Annotated in this window: 12 protein-coding genes; 6 read left to right on the top strand and 6 right to left on the bottom strand. The window is 65.1% G+C overall.

Annotation, left to right across the window (positions count from 1 at the left end):
• Nucleotides 1-11 precede the first annotated feature (11 nt).
• Nucleotides 12-1394 (bottom strand): L-serine ammonia-lyase, encoded by a 1383-nt coding sequence (locus Q4G22_RS03740; protein WP_303384554.1) that lies wholly within the window; start codon nucleotides 1392-1394, stop codon nucleotides 12-14.
• A 244-nt stretch (nucleotides 1395-1638) separates the two neighbouring features.
• On the opposite strand from Q4G22_RS03740, the gene dusB reads away from it, so the two are divergent.
• From dusB to Q4G22_RS03715, 5 genes are all read left to right on the top strand, one after another.
• The gene (gene dusB / locus Q4G22_RS03735) at nucleotides 1639-2664 is read left to right on the top strand and encodes a tRNA dihydrouridine synthase DusB (RefSeq protein WP_303384553.1); all 1026 of its coding nucleotides are present in this window, start codon (nucleotides 1639-1641) and stop codon (nucleotides 2662-2664) included.
• The gene (locus Q4G22_RS03730) at nucleotides 2661-3749 is read left to right on the top strand and encodes a nitrogen regulation protein NR(II) (protein ID WP_303384552.1); all 1089 of its coding nucleotides are present in this window, start codon (nucleotides 2661-2663) and stop codon (nucleotides 3747-3749) included. The genes dusB and Q4G22_RS03730 overlap by 4 nt, the downstream gene beginning before the upstream one ends.
• Before the next feature lie 13 nt (nucleotides 3750-3762).
• A complete protein-coding gene (locus tag Q4G22_RS03725; protein WP_303384551.1) occupies nucleotides 3763-5253 on the top strand; it encodes a response regulator in 1491 nt (496 codons plus the stop codon).
• A gap of 75 nt (nucleotides 5254-5328) precedes the next feature.
• The gene (locus tag Q4G22_RS03720) at nucleotides 5329-7587 is read left to right on the top strand and encodes a PAS domain-containing sensor histidine kinase (protein WP_303384550.1); all 2259 of its coding nucleotides are present in this window, start codon (nucleotides 5329-5331) and stop codon (nucleotides 7585-7587) included.
• Nucleotides 7584-8975, top strand: a complete 1392-nt coding sequence (locus tag Q4G22_RS03715) for a sigma-54 dependent transcriptional regulator (RefSeq protein ID WP_303384549.1) — start codon at nucleotides 7584-7586, stop codon at nucleotides 8973-8975. The genes Q4G22_RS03720 and Q4G22_RS03715 overlap by 4 nt, the downstream gene beginning before the upstream one ends.
• A gap of 161 nt (nucleotides 8976-9136) precedes the next feature.
• On the opposite strand, the gene Q4G22_RS03710 is transcribed toward Q4G22_RS03715, so the two are convergent.
• The 5 genes from Q4G22_RS03710 to Q4G22_RS03690 are packed head-to-tail and all read right to left on the bottom strand — an operon-like array spanning nucleotide 9137 to nucleotide 14139.
• The gene (locus Q4G22_RS03710) at nucleotides 9137-10216 is read right to left on the bottom strand and encodes a BMP family ABC transporter substrate-binding protein (RefSeq protein WP_303384548.1); all 1080 of its coding nucleotides are present in this window, start codon (nucleotides 10214-10216) and stop codon (nucleotides 9137-9139) included.
• Between the two features lie 21 nt (nucleotides 10217-10237).
• The gene (locus Q4G22_RS03705) at nucleotides 10238-11125 is read right to left on the bottom strand and encodes an ABC transporter permease (protein WP_303384547.1); all 888 of its coding nucleotides are present in this window, start codon (nucleotides 11123-11125) and stop codon (nucleotides 10238-10240) included.
• A gap of 37 nt (nucleotides 11126-11162) precedes the next feature.
• A complete protein-coding gene (locus tag Q4G22_RS03700) occupies nucleotides 11163-11552 on the bottom strand; it encodes a hypothetical protein (protein ID WP_303384546.1) in 390 nt (129 codons plus the stop codon).
• The gene (locus tag Q4G22_RS03695; protein ID WP_303384545.1) at nucleotides 11549-12625 is read right to left on the bottom strand and encodes an ABC transporter permease; all 1077 of its coding nucleotides are present in this window, start codon (nucleotides 12623-12625) and stop codon (nucleotides 11549-11551) included. Before Q4G22_RS03695 ends, Q4G22_RS03700 begins: the two co-directional genes overlap by 4 nt.
• Nucleotides 12622-14139, bottom strand: coding sequence for an ABC transporter ATP-binding protein (locus tag Q4G22_RS03690; RefSeq protein ID WP_303384544.1), 1518 nt, complete (start codon nucleotides 14137-14139; stop codon nucleotides 12622-12624). Before Q4G22_RS03690 ends, Q4G22_RS03695 begins: the two co-directional genes overlap by 4 nt.
• Before the next feature lie 96 nt (nucleotides 14140-14235).
• Between Q4G22_RS03690 and dnaE the strand changes: the two genes are divergently transcribed.
• Nucleotides 14236-17718: a DNA polymerase III subunit alpha gene (gene dnaE, locus Q4G22_RS03685; RefSeq protein WP_303384543.1), complete on the top strand. Its 3483-nt coding sequence runs from the start codon at nucleotides 14236-14238 to the stop codon at nucleotides 17716-17718.
• The last annotated feature ends 120 nt before the right edge of the window (nucleotides 17719-17838 follow it).

The raw sequence follows: 17838 nt of genomic DNA, 5'->3' as shown, positions 1-17838 counted from the left end.
GAATATCCGCTTCAACAGTTCGGCACATTCACGGCAAGGCCCCCCAGCGAGGTTTCCTTGTATTTTTCCGACATGTCCACGCCGGTCTGACGCATGGTTTCGATGGCGGCATCCAGCGGCACGAAATGCGTGCCATCGCCGCGCAGGGCCAACGATGCCGCCGACACCGCCTTGATTGCGCCCAGCCCGTTGCGTTCGATGCAGGGCACCTGCACCAGACCGCGCACCGGATCGCAGGTCATGCCAAGGTGATGTTCCAGCGCGATTTCGGCGGCGTTTTCGATCTGCTGCGGGGTGCCGCCCAGAACGGCGGCCAGACCGGCGGCGGCCATGGCGCTGGCTGAACCCACCTCGGCCTGACAGCCGCATTCGGCGCCTGATATGCTGGCGTTATGTTTTATCAGACCGCCGATGGCGGCGGCGGTCAGCAGGAAGTCGGGCATGGCGCGTTCCGATGCCCCCGGCACGTGATCCAGCCAGTAACGGACCACCGCCGGCACCACCCCCGCCGCGCCATTGGTCGGTGCCGTGACGACCTGCCCGCCGGCCGCGTTTTCCTCGTTCACGGCCATCGCATAGGTGGACATCCAGTCGTTGATGACATGCGGCGCGGTCAGGTTCATGCCACGCTCGGCCTCAAGGCTTTCGCGGATGCCCATGGCGCGGCGGCGGACCTGTAGCCCGCCGGGCAGGATGCCGCCGGTGGTCAGCCCGCGATCCATACAGTCGCGCATGACCTGCCAGATGCGGGCCAGCCCCTTGTCGATCTGGGCCTCGCTGCGATGCATACGTTCATTGGCGCGCTTCATCTGGGCGATGGATTTGCCCGACTGCTCCGCCATTTCCAGCATCTGCGCCGCGCTGGCGAAAGGGAACGGCACCTTGGGCGCATCATCGGAACGCGTATCGTCGCCGCGCGCGTTCAGTTCCGCTTCGGTCAGCACAAAGCCGCCGCCGATGGAATAATAGGTCTGCTGATAGATCACGTCGCCCTGGGCGTCGGTGGCCGACAGGATCATCCCGTTCGCATGGCCGGGCAGGGCGGGGCCGAAATCAAAGATCAGGTCGGTTTCGGGATCAAAGCGCAACTCGGGCAGGCCCTCGGGGGGCAGAACCTTGGTGTCGCGGTTGGCGGCCAGGGCGGCTTCGGCGGCGTCGGCATCCAGCGTTTCGGGCACGAAGCCGGCCAGCCCCAGAATCGTGGCGCGGTCGGTGGCATGGCCACGCCCGGTAAAGGCCAGTGACCCGTGCAGGCTGGCGCGCAGCCCATGGGCGCGGAACGGCTGTTCCCGCAGCGCCGCCAGAAACCGTGCCCCCGCCACCATCGGTCCCATCGTATGCGAGGACGAGGGGCCGACGCCCACCTTGAACAGATCAAACACGGACAGAAACATGCGGCCTCGGACGGTTGGGGTGACGGGATCATCTGACCATGCGCCGGGCGCCGCGGCCAGTCTGAATGCGACGCACATTCGGGTGCAATGCGACATGTCCGCATCTGGTGTCTGCCAAAAAAACAGGCATACTGCGCGTGAAACGGGCGCTTGGGGGCTTTCTGATCTGCTGTTCCGGCCCTATTTCGGCCCTGCGCTGGACCCTGCTGCGGGCTGGCGCGATTGAGTGCCTAAAGGAACCGCAATGTCACGACACACCTTCGCCACTCTTGGTGATTTCACGCTGACCTCGCCAGTGTTTCTGGCGCCGATGGCCGGGATCACCGATCTGCCGTTCCGCCGCGCGGTGGTCCGCCACGGCGGCGCCGGGCTGATGGTCAGCGAGATGGTCGCCTCGACGGAAATGGTCACGCCCCGCCCCTCGACCCGTGCCGCCGTGCGCGCCAAGGCCCTGACCGAGAGCGATGCGCCCGTCAGCGTCCAGATCGCCGGGCGCGAAGCCGGGGCGATGGCCGAAACCGCGCGGATCGTTGCAGGAATGGGGGCGCGGGTCATCGACATCAACATGGGCTGCCCGGCGAAAAAGGTCACGGGCGGTTTGTCGGGCGCGGCCTTGATGCGCGATCTGGATCTGGCGCTGTCGCTGATTGCCGCCGTGCGCGATGCGGTCGCGGTGCCGGTTACGGTCAAGATGCGGCTGGGCTGGGACGACGACTGCCTGAACGCTGCCGAACTGGCCGCGCGCGCAACCGATGCGGGGGTGGCGATGCTGACCGTGCATGGTCGCACGCGGGCGCAGTTCTATACCGGGCAGGCCGATTGGGCGGCGATCCGCGAAGTGGCGAACCTGCCGGGGCGACCACCTTTGGTCGCCAATGGCGATGTGGTCGATGCCGCCAGTGCCCGTGCCGCGCTGGATCAGTCGGGGGCCGATGCGGTGATGGTCGGGCGAGGTGCGCAGGGCGCACCGTGGCGGCTGGCGCAGATCGCGCATCAGTTGTGCGGCACGTCTGCGCCGGTGATCCCGGTGGGCGCGGCTTTGGCCGATTCGGTGGCGGCGCATTACGATGAGATTCTGTCGCTCTATGGCCGCGACCTGGGCCTGCGCGTCGCGCGCAAGCATCTGGGCTGGTATGCCGATGCCAACCGTGCCGATCCGGCGGGCCGCGCCGCGCTGATGCGCGCGCCGGACACGGCGGCAGCCTTTGCGCTGATCCGTTCGGTTTATGCGGATGCGGCGGGCGATCCCTCGGCGCAGGTGGCCGCATGACGCCCGCTGCCCCCACCCCGGTCTTTCCCGGCGCGGAATGGGAGGCGCTGCCGCTGCCCGCGCTGATTCTGGATGCCGAGGGTCGGGTGTTGGCCATCAACGAAGCGGCCGAGGTCTGGTTGAATTTGTCGCGCCGCAGCCTGCTGGGCCAGCGGATCGAGGATGAAGGCAAGGCCAGCCGTTTGCGCATCGCCCCTTCGCTGGATGATCTGATCGCACGGGCCTTTGCCGCGGATGATGCGCAGATCCTGCCGGGGGTGCGCTTTGACATCGGCGACCGGGCGGGGCGGCATCGGTCGCGCGTCGGCACGCTGCACGCCGCGCGCACGCCGCGCGGTTCGGGCGTCACGCTGATGATCGTGCCTGATAGCGAGGCCAATCAGCGCAAGGTCAAGACGGCGGCCCGCAGCGCCATCGGCATGGCCGAAATGCTGGCGCATGAGATCAAGAACCCGCTGGCGGGTATTCGCGGCGCGGCGCAGTTGATGGCGATGAACGCCTCGCCCGAGGATCGCGAGATGGCGGAAATGATCGTCGCTGAATCGCGCCGCATCGTGTCGCTGCTGGATCAGGTGGAACGGTTCGGCGATACCTCGCCGCCGCATCAGGTGGCGGTGAATGTGCATGACGTGCTGGAACGGGTGCGCCGGTCTGCGCTGGCGGGCTTTGCGCGTGGTCTGACGCTGGTGGCGGAATATGACCCTTCGCTGCCACCTGCGATGATTGATGCGGATCAGATGACGCAGGTGTGCCTGAATCTGGTGAAAAATGCCGCCGAGGCGATCAGCGCATCGGGCACCGGCGGCACGATCCGGTTGCGCAGCCTGTATGACGGCGGGGTGCGGCTGACTGGCCCCGTCAGCCGCCCGTTGCCCTTGCAGATCGAGATCGAGGATGATGGCCCCGGCCTGCCGCCCGAAATCGCCGATCAGGTGTTTGAACCCTTTGTTTCGGGGCGGGAAAATGGCACCGGGCTGGGGCTGGCGCTGGTCAGCAAGATCATCACCGATCACGGTGCCGCCATCCGGGTCGAATCGCGCCCCGGACGCACAGTTTTCCGCATTTCGCTGCCAAAAGTCGCTTGAGAAAGGATATGTCATGGACGGAACGGTTCTGATTGCCGATGACGACCGCACCATCCGCACCGTATTGACGCAGGCGCTGACGCGCGCGGGGTGCCGTGTTCACGCCACCGGATCGCTGGCCCAGCTGGCCAAATGGGTCGAGGAAGGGCGCGGTGATCTGGTCATCACGGATGTGATGATGCCCGATGGCAACGGTATCGACCGGATTCCGGCCATGCACAAGGCGCGGCCCGATCTGCCGGTGATCGTGATTTCGGCGCAGAATACCATCGTTACCGCCATCCGCGCGACCGAGGCGGCGGCCTTTGATTATCTGCCCAAGCCGTTCGATCTGCCCGAACTGATGGCCAAGGCCGGGCAGGCGCTGTCGCGCCGTCCGCGCCGCAGGCCCGACCCTGCGCCTGATACGGCGGCGGCGCTGCCGACCGGAGATGGCGTGCCGGTGCTGGTCGACGAAGGTTCCGCCACCGGCGCCGCGCTGCCGCTGATCGGGGCGGCCCCCGCCATGCAGGCGCTGTTTCGGATGGTGGCGCGGGTGCTGAACGCTGATTTGCCGGTGATGATCGCGGGCGAGGCGGGCGTCGGTAAAACCATGGTGGCGCGATCATTTCACGATCTGTCGGAACGGGCGGGGCGCGGCTTTGCCGTGCTGACAGCGGCGGATGCGGGGGATGCCGCCATCGCCACGGCTGCCGCGCGGGCGGCGGGGGGCACGCTGGTCATCGAAAATCCGGTCGGCTTTGACGCCGCCGCGCAGGCCCGTCTGATCGGCATGATCGAGGGATGGGAATCCGGTCCGGGGGCCGACCGTGCGCCACGCATCGTATCCACCACCGGGCCTGATCCGCAGGCTGATGTGGCTGCGGGCCGGTTGCGCGCGGATCTGTATTACCGGCTGGCCGGGGTGATGGTGGCGGTGCCGCCGCTGCGTGCCCGCGTCGATGACATCCTGCCGCTGGCGCGTCACTTGCTGACCCGCGCGGCTGCGCAGGGCCTGCCGGAACGCAGCCTGTCCGACGAAGCGGCGGCCCTGCTGCGCGCCCATCCCTTTCCGGGCAACGTGCGCGAACTGGAAAACCTGACCCGCCGTCTGGCCCTGACCGCCAGTTCCGCCGCCATCAGCGCCGCCGAGGTGCGCGAGGTGTTGGCCCAGTCCACCGCCTATGGCGTGCCTGCCGGTCTGGGCGGCGAGGGGCTGGCGCAGGGCGGGCAGGCCGCAGCCAGCGTTACCGCTTCGCCCCCGCCAGCCGGGGCACGGCTGGCGGATTCGGTCGAGGCGCATCTGCAACGCTATTTCGATCTGCATGGCGATGCGCTGCCGCCGCCGGGCCTGTATGATCGCATTTTGCGCGAAATCGAAAAGCCGCTGTTGCAGGTGGCGCTGGACGCCACGGGCGGAAATCAGCTGCGCTGTGCCGATCTTTTGGGGATCAATCGCAATACTTTGCGCAAGAAATTGACCGAACTGAATATCGAGGTGACAAGGCGCCGCAAACTGATGTAAAACCGCCACATGTGACAGCGGCACCGTATCGCCGCTGCAACAGGTAGCGCCGCAAAAGACGGCGAGGCGGGACATATGACAGGCCGGCTGGCAGGCACGACTCGGAACAGACTGGCGCGGCTGCGCCGTCATCGCCGCCTTGTAAATGCGGGGGTTTTTCTGCTGTTCGCGGTTGGCGTGGTGCTGGTCGCGGCAACGGTTCTGGTGCTTGGTCCCTTTGGCGCCCGGTCACAGGGGCGGGTGCTGCGCTTTGTGCTGCTGCTGGACCTGCTTTATCTGATCGTGCTGATCGGCATTGTCGCCGCGCGTCTGGCGCGCATGGTCAGCGACCGCCGCGCGCTTGCCACCGGATCGCGGCTGCATACGCGTCTGGTCGCGGTCTTTACCGGCCTGACGCTGGTGCCTACGGTGTTGGTGGCCGTCATGGCCGGGTTTCTGGTTAACATCGGGCTTGAGGCGTGGTTTTCCGACCGGGTGCAACAGGTCGTCACCACCTCGCAGGCCGCTGCCGAGGCGTATCACGACGAACACCGCCGCGATCTGACCGAGGATGCGCTGGCTCTTGCCGGGGTGCTGACCCGCGCGGGCCGCGCCAACCCGCTGATCGAAGACGGCGTGCTGCGCGAATTGCTGGCGCAGGGGCAGGGGCTGATTCAGCGCGGGCTGCGTGAAGCCTATATCATCGACGGCGCAGGCACGATCCGCGCACGCGGTGAACGCAGCTATCTGTTCTGGTATGAACAGCCCGCCCCCGCCGAACTGGACGGCGCACAGGCCAACGGGTTGGTTTTGCTGGAGGATTGGCCGAATAACGAATACCGCGCGCTGGTGTCGCTGTCGCCTTTGGCCGATCGTTATCTGTATGTGACCCGCGATGTTGACGGTCGGCTGCTGGGCCTTTTGGACGATACCCGCGCCACCGTGGGCGAATACCGTCAGCTTGAACAGACGCGGGGGCGGCTGCTGGCAGAGTTTTCGGCCGTGTATCTGGGCTTTGCGCTGCTGCTGGTGGCCGCGGCGATCTGGCTGGGCTTCTGGTTTGCTTCGCGCCTGTCGCGCCCCATCGGTCTTTTGGCCGAGGCAAGCGAAGAGGTCGGCGGCGGTAATTTCGATTTCCAGATCCCCGAACCCGACACAGGGGACGAGATCCAGACCCTGGGCGAAGCCTTTAACCGCATGACCCGCCAGTTGAAAACGCAGCGCGAGGAACTGATCGAAAGCTATCGCAGCAGCGATGAACAGCGGCGGTTGTTCGACAACGTGCTGTCCTCGGTCACGTCCGGTGTGATCGGGCTGGATGCTGCGGGCGAGATCGACTTTCTGAACCGTTCCGCCATGCGGCTGCTGGGGCTGGATGCGGCGCGTGATATTGACGCGCTGCTGGCCGAGGCGGTGCCGGAATTCGCGCCGCTGTTCGACCGGCTGTCCGCATCCGTGGCGGAAACCGTGCAGGACGAGGTGCGCCTGAACCGTCAGGGCCGCGTCGAAAGCCTGCTGGTGCGGATGGCGGTGCGTCGAGGCGCGGGGGGCGGGGTCGAGGGCTATGTGGTGGCCTTTGACGATGTGACCGAACTGGTCAGCGCGCAGCGTATGGCCGCCTGGGGCGATGTGGCCCGCCGCGTTGCACATGAGATCAAGAATCCGCTGACGCCCATCCAACTGTCGGCCGAACGTCTGCGCCGCAAATTCGGCGCCCTGGCGGGCGAGGCTGACCGGGCGGTTCTGGATCAATATGTCGATGTCATCATCCGCCAGACCGGCGATCTGCGCCGCATTGTGGATGAGTTCAGCCGCTTTGCCCGGATGCCCGAACCTGACCGCGCCGAAACCGACCTTGCCCGGCTGCTGCGCGATTCCGTGCTGATGCAGCAGGATGCGCTGAAAGGTGCGGTGCAGGCCGATATTCCCGATGATCCGGTGATCGTCGATTGTGATGCAGGCATGATGGCGCAGGTCTTTACCAATCTGCTGAAAAACGCCGGTGAAGCGGTCGAGGAACGCGCCGGTGCCGCGCCCGACGGCTGGCAGCCGCGCATCACCGTGCGCATGGACGCCGCCCCCGATACCGTCACCATCGGCATTCAGGATAACGGCATTGGTCTGCCGCAGGATCGCACCCGCCTGTTCGAACCCTATGTGACGATGAAATCGCAAGGCACCGGCCTTGGCCTGCCGATCTGCAAAAAGATCGTCGAGGAACATGGCGGCAGCCTGACCCTTTCCGATGCCGAAGGCCAGCCCGGCGCTTTGGCCGAAATCCGCCTTCCGCGGGAACGCAACCCGGTGCGCGGAACCGCGCGCCGCCACAAACAAGAACAGACAGGCACGACATGAGCGACATCCTGATCGTCGATGACGAACGCGACATTCGCGAACTGATCGCGGATATTCTGGGCGACGAGGGCTTTCAGACCCGCACCGCCGCCAATTCAGACGAGGCGATCAGCGCGCTGAACGCCGCCGAACCGGCGCTGATGATTCTGGACATCTGGCTGAAAGACAGCCGGATGGACGGCATCGACATCCTGAAACAGGTGAAACGCAACAACCCCGAAGTGCCGGTGGTTATCATATCCGGTCATGGCAATATCGAAATCGCCGTCGCCGCGATCAAGCAGGGCGCTTATGACTTTATCGAAAAGCCCTTCAATATCGACCAGTTGATGGTCGTCATCAACCGCGCGATGGAAACCAGCCGTCTGCGCCGCGAAAACTCTGCGCTGAAAAAGGGCGAGACGCGCGGGGCCGAGATGCTGGGCAATTCGGCCGCGTTCCGCCGGTTGCGCGACAATCTGGACAAGGTGGCCAAATCGAACGGTCGGGTGATGCTGACCGGCGAACCGGGCGCGGGCAAGGAACTGGCCGCCCGCTATGTCCACCAGCACAGTCCGCGCGCCGATGCGCCCTTTGTCACCGTCCCCTGCGCCTCGATCGCGCCCGAGCGGATGGAGGAGGTGCTGTTTGGCCGCGAAACCCCCGAACGCGGGGTCGAACCCGGCCTGCTGGAACAGGCCCATGGCGGGGTGATCTATTTCGACGAAGTGGCCGATATGCCGCTGGGCACCCAGCCCAAAATTCTGCGGGTGCTGACCGAACAACAGTTTCAGCGGGCTGGTGGTGCCGACAAGGTGCGCGTTGATCTGCGTGTCATTTCGTCCACGCATCGCGATCTGCCCACCGAAATCGCCGCCGGGCGGTTCCGGCAGGAACTGTTCGACCGGCTGAACGTGGTGCCGGTCGTGGTGCCCGCCCTGTCCGACCGGCGCGACGACATCGGCCCGCTGGCCAGCCACTTCATCGACCGTTTCCACGATGAACAGGGGCTGCCCGCCCGCGAATTGCCCGATGAAACCGTGGCCGCACTGCAAGCGATGCGCTGGCCTGGCAACATTCGGCAGTTGCGCAACGTGATCGAGCGGGTGCTGATTCTGGGCGACGGCACCGGCCCGATTCAGCCCGCCGAGCTGGAACCGCAGGGCGCGACGCCCGACAACAGTGAAACCCTGTCGCTTGGCCCGCAGATCACCGCCATGGCCCTGCGCGAAGCCCGCGAGATGTTTGAACGCGAATACCTGCTGGCGCAGATCAACCGATTTGGCGGCAATATCAGCCGCACCGCGCAATTCGTCGGGATGGAGCGCAGCGCCCTGCATCGCAAGCTGAAATCACTGGGTGTCGTCGGCGGTGTGCGCGGTGAAGATGACGAGATCAGCGGCAAATAACCGCGCCAGTCAAACCCAGCGCAGCGTCAGGGCGGTTTTCGTCCACGATACGTAAACCGCCCCGTGATCGCGCCTTGCGTCGCAAAGTCGCTGCTTGCAAGGGAAAGCCCGGCCGCAGGGCCGGGCTGGCAGGGCAAAGCGCCCTGTGTCGTGGAATGCAATCAGTTCGGGATCGCGGCGGTGATGCCCTCGACGTAAAAGTTCATCCCGGCCAGTTCCTGATCGGTGGCAACCTGCCCATCAGCCAGCCAATCGCTGCCATCCTGTTTTTTCAACGGCCCGGTGAAGGGGTGATAATCGCCCGCTGCGATCTGGTCTCGCAGCGCCTCGGCCTCGGCCTTGACCTCGGCGGGCACGGCGTCGGTGATGTCGCCGATGACGACTTCGCCATCGCCGATACCCAGCCAGACGCCTTGGCTTTCCCAGGTGCCGTCCAGAACCTGACCGACGCGCTTGATATAATAGGGGTCCCAGTGGTCGATGATCGAGGCCACGCGCGGGTTGGGCGCAAAGTTCGACATATCCGACGCCTGACCAAAGCCCAGAACCCCGGCTTCCTGCGCCTTGGCCAGCGGTGCGGTGGAATCGGTGTGCTGCATGAACACATCCACACCTTCGGCGATCAGGGCGGCGGCGGCGTCAGCCTCTTTCGCGGGGTCGAACCAGCTATAGACCCAGACCACCCGCATTTCGACATCCGGGTTCACCTTTTTCGCGTGGATATATGCGGCGTTGATACCTTGGATCACCTCGGGGATCGGGAACGACCCGATATAGCCGATCTTGTTCGATTTGGTCATGCGGCCCGCGATGGTGCCGATCACCGCGCGGCCTTCGTAAAAGCGCGCGTCATAGGTGGATACGTTTTCCGCCGTCTTATAGCCGGTGGCATGTTCGAATTTCACATCCGGGAACCGCTGCGCCACGTTGATGGTGGCGTCCATAAACCCGAACGAGGTGGCAAAGATCAGCTTGTTCCCCGCCAGCGCCAGTTGTGTCAGCGCGCGTTCGGCATCGGCGCCTTCGGGGACGGATTCGATATAGCTGGTCTCGATCCGGTCGCCATATTCAGCCTCGATCGCCTGACGGCCCAGATCGTGCTGATAGGTCCAGCCGCCGTCGCCGACCGGGCCGACATAGATAAAGCCGACCTTCAGCGGTTCGTCCTGCGCGATGGCCGGGATGGCCAGCGACAGCATCGCGGCGGCGCTGACCGCGCCAAGGATTGTCCTGCGTTTCATTTCACCCTCTCTGTTGGCGCTTTATCGCAGCGCGTGGAAATTCTGGCCCAGTGATCCGGGCGCGCCGCCACCTGCGCGGCGGCTGTATTTTTGCCGGGCTGAAATCAGCACCAGCACGATAATCGTGGCAAGATAGGGCGCCATCGACAACAGTTGCACCGGCACGGCGACCCCCGCGGCTTGCAGGCGCAATTGCAGCACGGTGACGCCGCCGAACAGCCATGCCCCGGCCAGCACGCCAAGCGGCGTCCAGCCGGAAAACACCACGATGGCCAGCGCGATCCAGCCCGCGCCCGCCGTCATGCCCTCGGTCCATTGCAGCACGGTGGCGATCGAGATAAACGCCCCGCCGATCCCCGCCATGGCCCCGCCAAAGGCAATCGCCCCCATGCGTATGGCGCGAACCGGATAGCCCAGCCCATGTGCGGCCTCGTGGTTTTCGCCGACGGCGCGCAGGATCAGCCCGGCGCGCGACCGCGACAGGAACCACCAGATCAGCGGCACCATGGCCAGCCCGACCCAGATAATCCAGTTCAGCCCCAGCGGTCCGGCGGCCATCGCGGGCGCCTTGACCCCTTCGTAGTTGCGCCCGAACATCGCGGCCAGTCCCAGCCCGAACAGCGTCAGTGCCAGACCGGATGCGACCTGATTGGCCAGCAGATGCTGCGTGACCACCCCGAACAGCAGCGACACGAGCGCCCCGGTCAGCGCGGCGGCGGCAAAGCCGATGAACGGATTGCCGGTGACATAGGCCGCTGCAAAGCCCGCCAGCGCGCCAGTAATCATCATCCCCTCGACCCCAAGATTCAGCACGCCCGCGCGTTCCACCACCAACTCGCCAAGCGCGGCGAACAGGATGGGGGTGCTGGCGGCCAGCAGCATCAGGAACAGCGATAGCGGGTCGATCATGCCACAGTTCCTTTATAGACAGCGCAAATAGCGGTCATCACAGGTTTCCTCGCAAGATCAGTAACAGCATCAGCGCGAAACCCGACCAATATGCAGCGCGTTCGGTCCAGTGGGTGGCTGTGACGGGCGCGGGTTGTTTGGTGACTTTAGTCGACACGGGATGCCCATTGACCCATTGCCACAGCCATTTGATCGTCTTGAACGGCAGGACAAAAACTGCCCATCCCAACAGATGATAGACGCCCGCGATGGCGATCAGCCCGGCAAACAGCATGATCCCCTCAAGGGGCGAGGACAGCTGTATAAAAAACATTGCGACAGTCAGCAAGAAACCGAACATGCCGCCGAAAAAAAGACCTAAAAGAAACGTGCCAAGAAAACTTAGGGGGCTCGGGATCGCTGCGGGCAGATGATCGTGACCCTTCATGCGGGCGTCCTCCAACGCACCCGGAACCGGGTCAGCAGATCAAAGGCCAGCAGAAAGAACAGCAGCATCCCCTGAAACACCTGCACGCTGGCGGCGGGCAGGTTCAGCATCAGCTGCGCCAATTCCCCGCCGATATAGGTCAGCGCCAGCAGCAACCCGGCCAACAGGATGCCCACAGGGTGCAGCCGCCCCAGAAAGGCGACGATGATCGCGGTAAAGCCATAACCCACGCCGATCTTGTCGGTGATCTGGCCTGCGGGGCCTGCCGCCTCGAACAGGCCGGCCATTCCGGCCAATGCGCCCGACAGGCCAAGACAAAAAGCCACCAGCACCTGCGGTCTGACCCCGGCAAAGCGGGCCGCGCGCGGGGCAAGACCAGCGGCGCGGATGTGCAGGCCGCGAATGTGGCGGTCCATCAGCAGCCATGTCGCCAGCACCGCCACCATTGCCGCGACCACGCCCCAATGCGCGCCGGTCCCTGCGATCAGCTCCGGGTTCGATGCGGCAGGATATTGCTGCAAATTGCGCGATCCGGGAAAGCCGAAACCCTCGGGGTTGCGCATCGGGCCAAAGGCCATCCACGCGGCCACCCGTTGCGCCACATAGACCAGCATCAGCGACACCAGAATTTCCGACGCCCCGAACCAGTTTTTCAACAGCGCCGGGATCATCCCCCAGGCCCATCCGCCCGCCGCGCCTGCGATAACCATGGCCGGGAAAATCCACCAGCCCGGCGCGGGATACATGGCCAAAGCCACCGCCGCGCCGCAGATCGCACCGATGATATACTGCCCCTCGGCGCCGATGTTCCAGATGCCCGCGCGAAAGCCCACCGCCAGCCCCGAAGCGATCAGAATCAGCGGCGCGGCCTTGATCAGCAGTTGCGGCCGGGAATAGCTGGCTGCCGCGCCGAACAGCGGATCGAAAAAGATCGTGCGGATCGCTGCCACCGGGTCAAAGCCCATCAGCGCGAACAACAGTCCGCCGGTCAGCATCGTGGCCAGCACCGCCGCTACCGGCGCGCCGAACTGCCACAGGCGCGATCCCTGACGACGTGGCTCCAGCCGGATCATATCCGCGCCTCGGCCATGCCATGCGCCCCGCCCAGCATCAGGCCGATCTGGTCCAGCGTCAGCCCTTCGGTCGGGCGGGGTTCGGACAGGCGGCCTTCGTTCAGGGCGCAAAAACGGTCAGATAGTTCCATAAGCTCGTCCAGATCCTGAGAAATCACGATCACCCCCGCCCCCGCGCGCGCCAGATCCAGCAAAGACTGACGCACGGCGGCGGCGGCCCCTGCATCCACGCCCCATGTCGGCTGGTTCACCACCAGAACGCGGGGGTTTTGCAACACCTCGCGCCCGATAACAAATTTTTGCAGGTTGCCCCCCGACAGCGCCCGCGCCGCCGTGCCGGGGCCGGGGGTGCGCACGTCGAAATCGCGGATCACCCGTTCGGCAAAGGCGCGGGCCGCGCCCCGGTCGATCAGCCCGCCGTGCAACAGCGACTGGCGCTGTGCAGCGGTCAGAATGGCGTTATCGGTCAGGCTGAAATCCGGCACGGCGGCATGGCCCAGTCGATCCTCGGGCGCGGCCAGCAGCCCGGCGGTGCGGCGCGCTTCTGGCCCCGATTGTGACAGATCGTGCCCGTCCAGCGTGATGGTGCCGGGGTGCGACGTCACCTCGCCCGACAGCGCGGCCAGCAGTTCTTCCTGTCCGTTCCCGGCGACACCGCCGATGCCCAACACCTCGCCCGCACGAACGATCAGGCTGATGTCGCGCAGGGCCGTGCCCTCGGCCGTGGGGGCGGGCAGCGACAGTCCGCGCACCGCCAGCAGATCCGCGCCCGCCTGACGCCCGCTGCGGTCGATCTGGCGCATTTCCGCGCCGACCATCATCGCCGCCAGTTCGCGCGCCGAATGCTGGCGCGGATCGACCGAGCCGACCACGCGGCCATGCCGCAGGATCGTGGCGTGATCGCAATGGCCGCGGATTTCCTCTAACTTATGGCTGATATACAGGATTGCCGTGCCGCGATCGGCCAGCTTGCGCAGGGTCGAAAACAGCAGGTCCGATTCCTGCGGGGTCAGCACGCTGGTCGGTTCGTCCATAATCAGCAGCCGGGGGTTTTGCAGCAGGCAGCGGATGATTTCGACCCGTTGACGTTCGCCCGCCGACAGCGTGGCCACCAGACGCCCCGGCACCAAGGGCAGGCCGAAATCGCGGCTGACCTGCGCGATTCGGTCGGCCAGTTCGCGGCGGGGCGGCGGGTTTTCCATGCCAAGCGCCACGTTTTCCGCCACGCTGAGCGCGTCGAACAGGCTGAAATGCTGAAAGACCATCGCCACGCCTGCGGCGCGGGCAGCACGCGGATCGGCGGGGATATGGGGGCGGCCAACCAGTTCCATGCGACCATCATCGGGCCGCACAAGGCCATAGATCATCTTGACCAGTGTTGATTTCCCGGCGCCATTTTCGCCCAGCAACGCATGGATTTCGCCCGGCGCGACGGTGAAGGACACGTCGTCATTCGCCCGGACACCGGGATAGGACTTGCCCAAGCCCTCTGCGCGAAAGATCGGCTGGTCCACACCCGCCCCCTTGATATTTGTCCGTCCGGTCAGATTAGCCCTGAACCGGCGTAACCGGCAATTGCACAGATCGTGCGTCGCGCCTAGGTTGCCGTCATGTCACAGCCCGCCGATCTGCCCCGCTTTATTCACCTGCGCTGCCATTCCGAGCATTCTTTGCTGGAAGGTGCCATTCCCGTAGGCAAGCTGGCCAAGCTGGCCGCTGCTGCCGGAATGCCCGCCGTGGCGCTGACCGATACCAACGCCATGTTCGCGGCGCTGGAATTTTCCGTCAAGGCGGTGGGCGAGGGCGTGCAGCCGATTATCGGCTGTCAGATCACGCTGGCCCCCGATGGCGCGCCTGCCGGGCCGGTGGTGGCGCTGGCGCAGAACAGGGCGGGCTGGCTGAACCTGATGGCGCTGTCATCCTGCCTGTATCTGCGGCAGGGCGGTGCCGCGCCGCATGTCACGGTCGAGGAACTGGCCGCCCATGCCGAGGGGCTGATTCTGTTGACCGGCGGGGCAGAAGGCAGCATCGGGCAGATGATCGCCGCCGGTCACGCGGATGCGGCGCGCGATCTGGCGCAGCAACTGGCGGCGGCCTTTCCGGGGCGGCTGTATGTGGAATTGCAGCGCCATCACGATGCGGGCGGCAACCCCGTCCCGGCCGAGTCGGCGTCGGAACCCGGCCTGATCGCGCTGGCCTATGATCTGGCCCTGCCGCTGGTCGCCACCAATGACGTCTATTTCCCCAAGCCTGAAATGTATGAGGCGCATGACGCGCTGATCTGTATCGCTGAAAAGGCCTATGTCGATCAGCCGCAGCCCCGTCGCCGCCTGACGCCGCAGCATTACTTCAAAACCCCCGAGGAAATGGCGCTGCTGTTCGCCGATCTGCCCGAGGCGCTGGAAAATACCGTCGAAATCGCCCGCCGCTGCGCCTTTGCCGTGGCCAAACATGCGCCCATTTTGCCGCGCTTCGCCGATGACGAGGTGAACGAACTGCGCCGTCAGGCCAAACAGGGGCTGGCTGACCGGCTGGCGGTGATTCCTCATGCTGTGCCGGTCGAGGAATATGAAAAACGGCTGGATTTCGAACTGGGCATCATCGAACAGATGGGCTTTCCCGGCTATTTCCTGATCGTGGCCGATTTCATCAAATGGGCCAAGGACCACGATATTCCGGTCGGGCCGGGGCGGGGGTCGGGCGCGGGGTCTCTGGTCGCTTATGCGCTGACGATCACCGACCTTGACCCGCTGCGCTATCACCTGCTGTTTGAACGGTTCTTGAACCCGGAACGGGTGTCGATGCCGGATTTCGACATCGACTTTTGTATGGATCGCCGGGAGGAGGTGATCCACTACGTCCAGCAAAAATACGGCGCGGATAAGGTGGGGCAGATCATCACCTTTGGTGCGCTGCTGTCCAAGGCGGCGGTGCGCGACGTGGGCCGGGTGTTACAGATGCCCTTTGGTCAGGTGGATCGCCTGTCCAAGATGATCCCGGTCGAGGGGGTCAAGCCGGTTTCCATCACCAAGGCCCGCGCCGACGAACCCCGCCTGCGCGAAGCCGCCCGCGAAGAAGTCGTCGCCCGCCTGCTGGATTACGCCGAACAGCTTGAGGGTCTGTATCGCAACGCATCCACCCATGCCGCCGGGGTGGTGATTGGCGACCGCCCGCTGGATCAGCTGGTGCCGCTGTATCGCGATCCGGCATCGGATATGCCGGCGACTCAGTTCAATATGAAATGGGTTGAACAGGCCGGGCTGGTCAAATTCGACTTTCTGGGCCTGAAAACCCTGACCGTCATTCAAAACGCCGTCGATCTGATTAACGGCGGTGGCCGGGCGCTGCATATCGCCGCCGATGGCCGCCGCCTGTATGACCCGCCCGAGGGCGCGGAAAATCAGATCAACGCCATCCCGCTGGATGACAAGCCCAGCTACGACCTGTTCGCATCGGCCCGCACGGTGGCAGTGTTTCAGGTGGAATCCAGCGGCATGATGGACGCGCTGCGCCGGATGCGCCCGACCTGTATCGAGGACATCGTGGCGCTGGTCGCCCTGTATCGCCCCGGTCCAATGGAAAACATCCCGACCTATTGCGAGGTCAAGAACGGACTGCGCGATCTGGAATCCATCCATCCCAGCATCGACCATATCCTTGCCGAAACGCAGGGCATCATCGTTTATCAGGAACAGGTGATGCAGATCGCACAGGTGATGGCGGGTTACAGCCTTGGCGGGGCCGACCTGCTGCGCCGCGCGATGGGCAAAAAGATCGCCGAGGAAATGGCCAAGGAGCGGCCGAAATTCGTCGATGGCGCGGTGGCGAACGGGGTCAACGCGAAAAAGGCGGGCGAAGTTTTCGACCTTTTGGAAAAGTTTGCCAATTACGGTTTTAACAAGTCCCACGCGGCGGCCTATGCCGTGGTCAGCTATCAGACCGCATGGCTCAAGGCGAACCACCCGGTCGAATTCATGGCGGCGGTGATGAACTGCGACATCCATCTGACTGACAAGCTGGCGGTCTATAAACGCGAGGTGGATCGCATGGGCATCGAGATCGTGCCGCCTTGCGTCAATCGCTCGGCGCCGCGGTTCACGGTGGTGGATGGGCGCATCCACTATGCCCTTGGCGCGCTGAAGGGCGTGGGGATCGAGGCGATGCGGCTGATTGCCGATGCGCGCGGCGACACGCCCTTTGCCGATCTGACCGATTTCGCCCGTCGCGTCGATATGAAGCGGGTGGGCAAGCGCCCGTTGGAAATGCTGGCCCGCGCCGGGGCCTTTGACGCGCTGGATGCGAACCGTGCCCGCGTGCTGAAATCGCTGGATGCGCTGGTCGCGTGGTCGGCGGCGGTGCAGGAACAGGCGGCCTCGAACCAGTCGTCGCTGTTCGGTGGTGGCGAGGATCTGCCGCCGCCCCGCCCGGCGACCGCCGCTGTCTGGCTGCCGACCGAAAAGCTGGGCGAGGAACATACCGCCATCGGTTTCTATCTGTCGGGGCATCCGCTGGACGATTACCTGCCCGCCCTGCGTCGAAAAAAGGTGCAGACTCTGGCGGAAATCGTGGCGGATGCGGCAGGTGGTCCGCTGGTGGCCAATATTGCCGGCACTGTCGGCGCGCGGCAGGAACGCAAATCGGCCAAGGGCACGCAATACGCCTTTGTCAGCCTGTCCGACCCGACCGGCCTGTATGAAGTGACGGTGTTTTCCGACCTGCTGAACGCCAACCGCGACAAGTTAGAGCCGGGGCAGAATGTGGTCTTGCAGGTCAAGGTCGAACCCTCGGGGGATGAGGTCAAGCTGCTGGCCAACAGCGTCACTCTGCTGGATCAGGTAATTGCCGATGCGGGGGCGGGTGCGCTGGCGGTGGAAATCGCAGATGCAGGCGTGGTGCCACAACTGGCCGAGATGTTGGCCCAGATCGGGCAGGCGGTCAGCGCCAGCCCCCGCGCGCGCGGCCCGATCCTGCTGCGCCTGCCTGACGCCGGGCGGATCGTGGAAATTCAGGTGGCCGATAACCTGCCTGTCACCCCGCCCGCGCGACAGATGCTGCGCGCCGTTCCCGGCGTGCTGGACGTGATCGAACAATGAACCGCCGCGCGAGGTGGGCGGGTCGCATTAGGGCCACTCGGGCAGGCAAGCGGCCCGTTCGCGGTGCCTGGCGGGGCGAAGTCGCGTCACAACAGCGATGCGACACGTAGGCAGCGGGTG

Origin of the sequence: Paracoccus sp. (in: a-proteobacteria) (genome assembly GCF_030538655.1) — a bacterium.
GTDB lineage: Bacteria > Pseudomonadota > Alphaproteobacteria > Rhodobacterales > Rhodobacteraceae > Paracoccus.
This window is presented reverse-complemented; position numbering and strand designations above follow the sequence as displayed.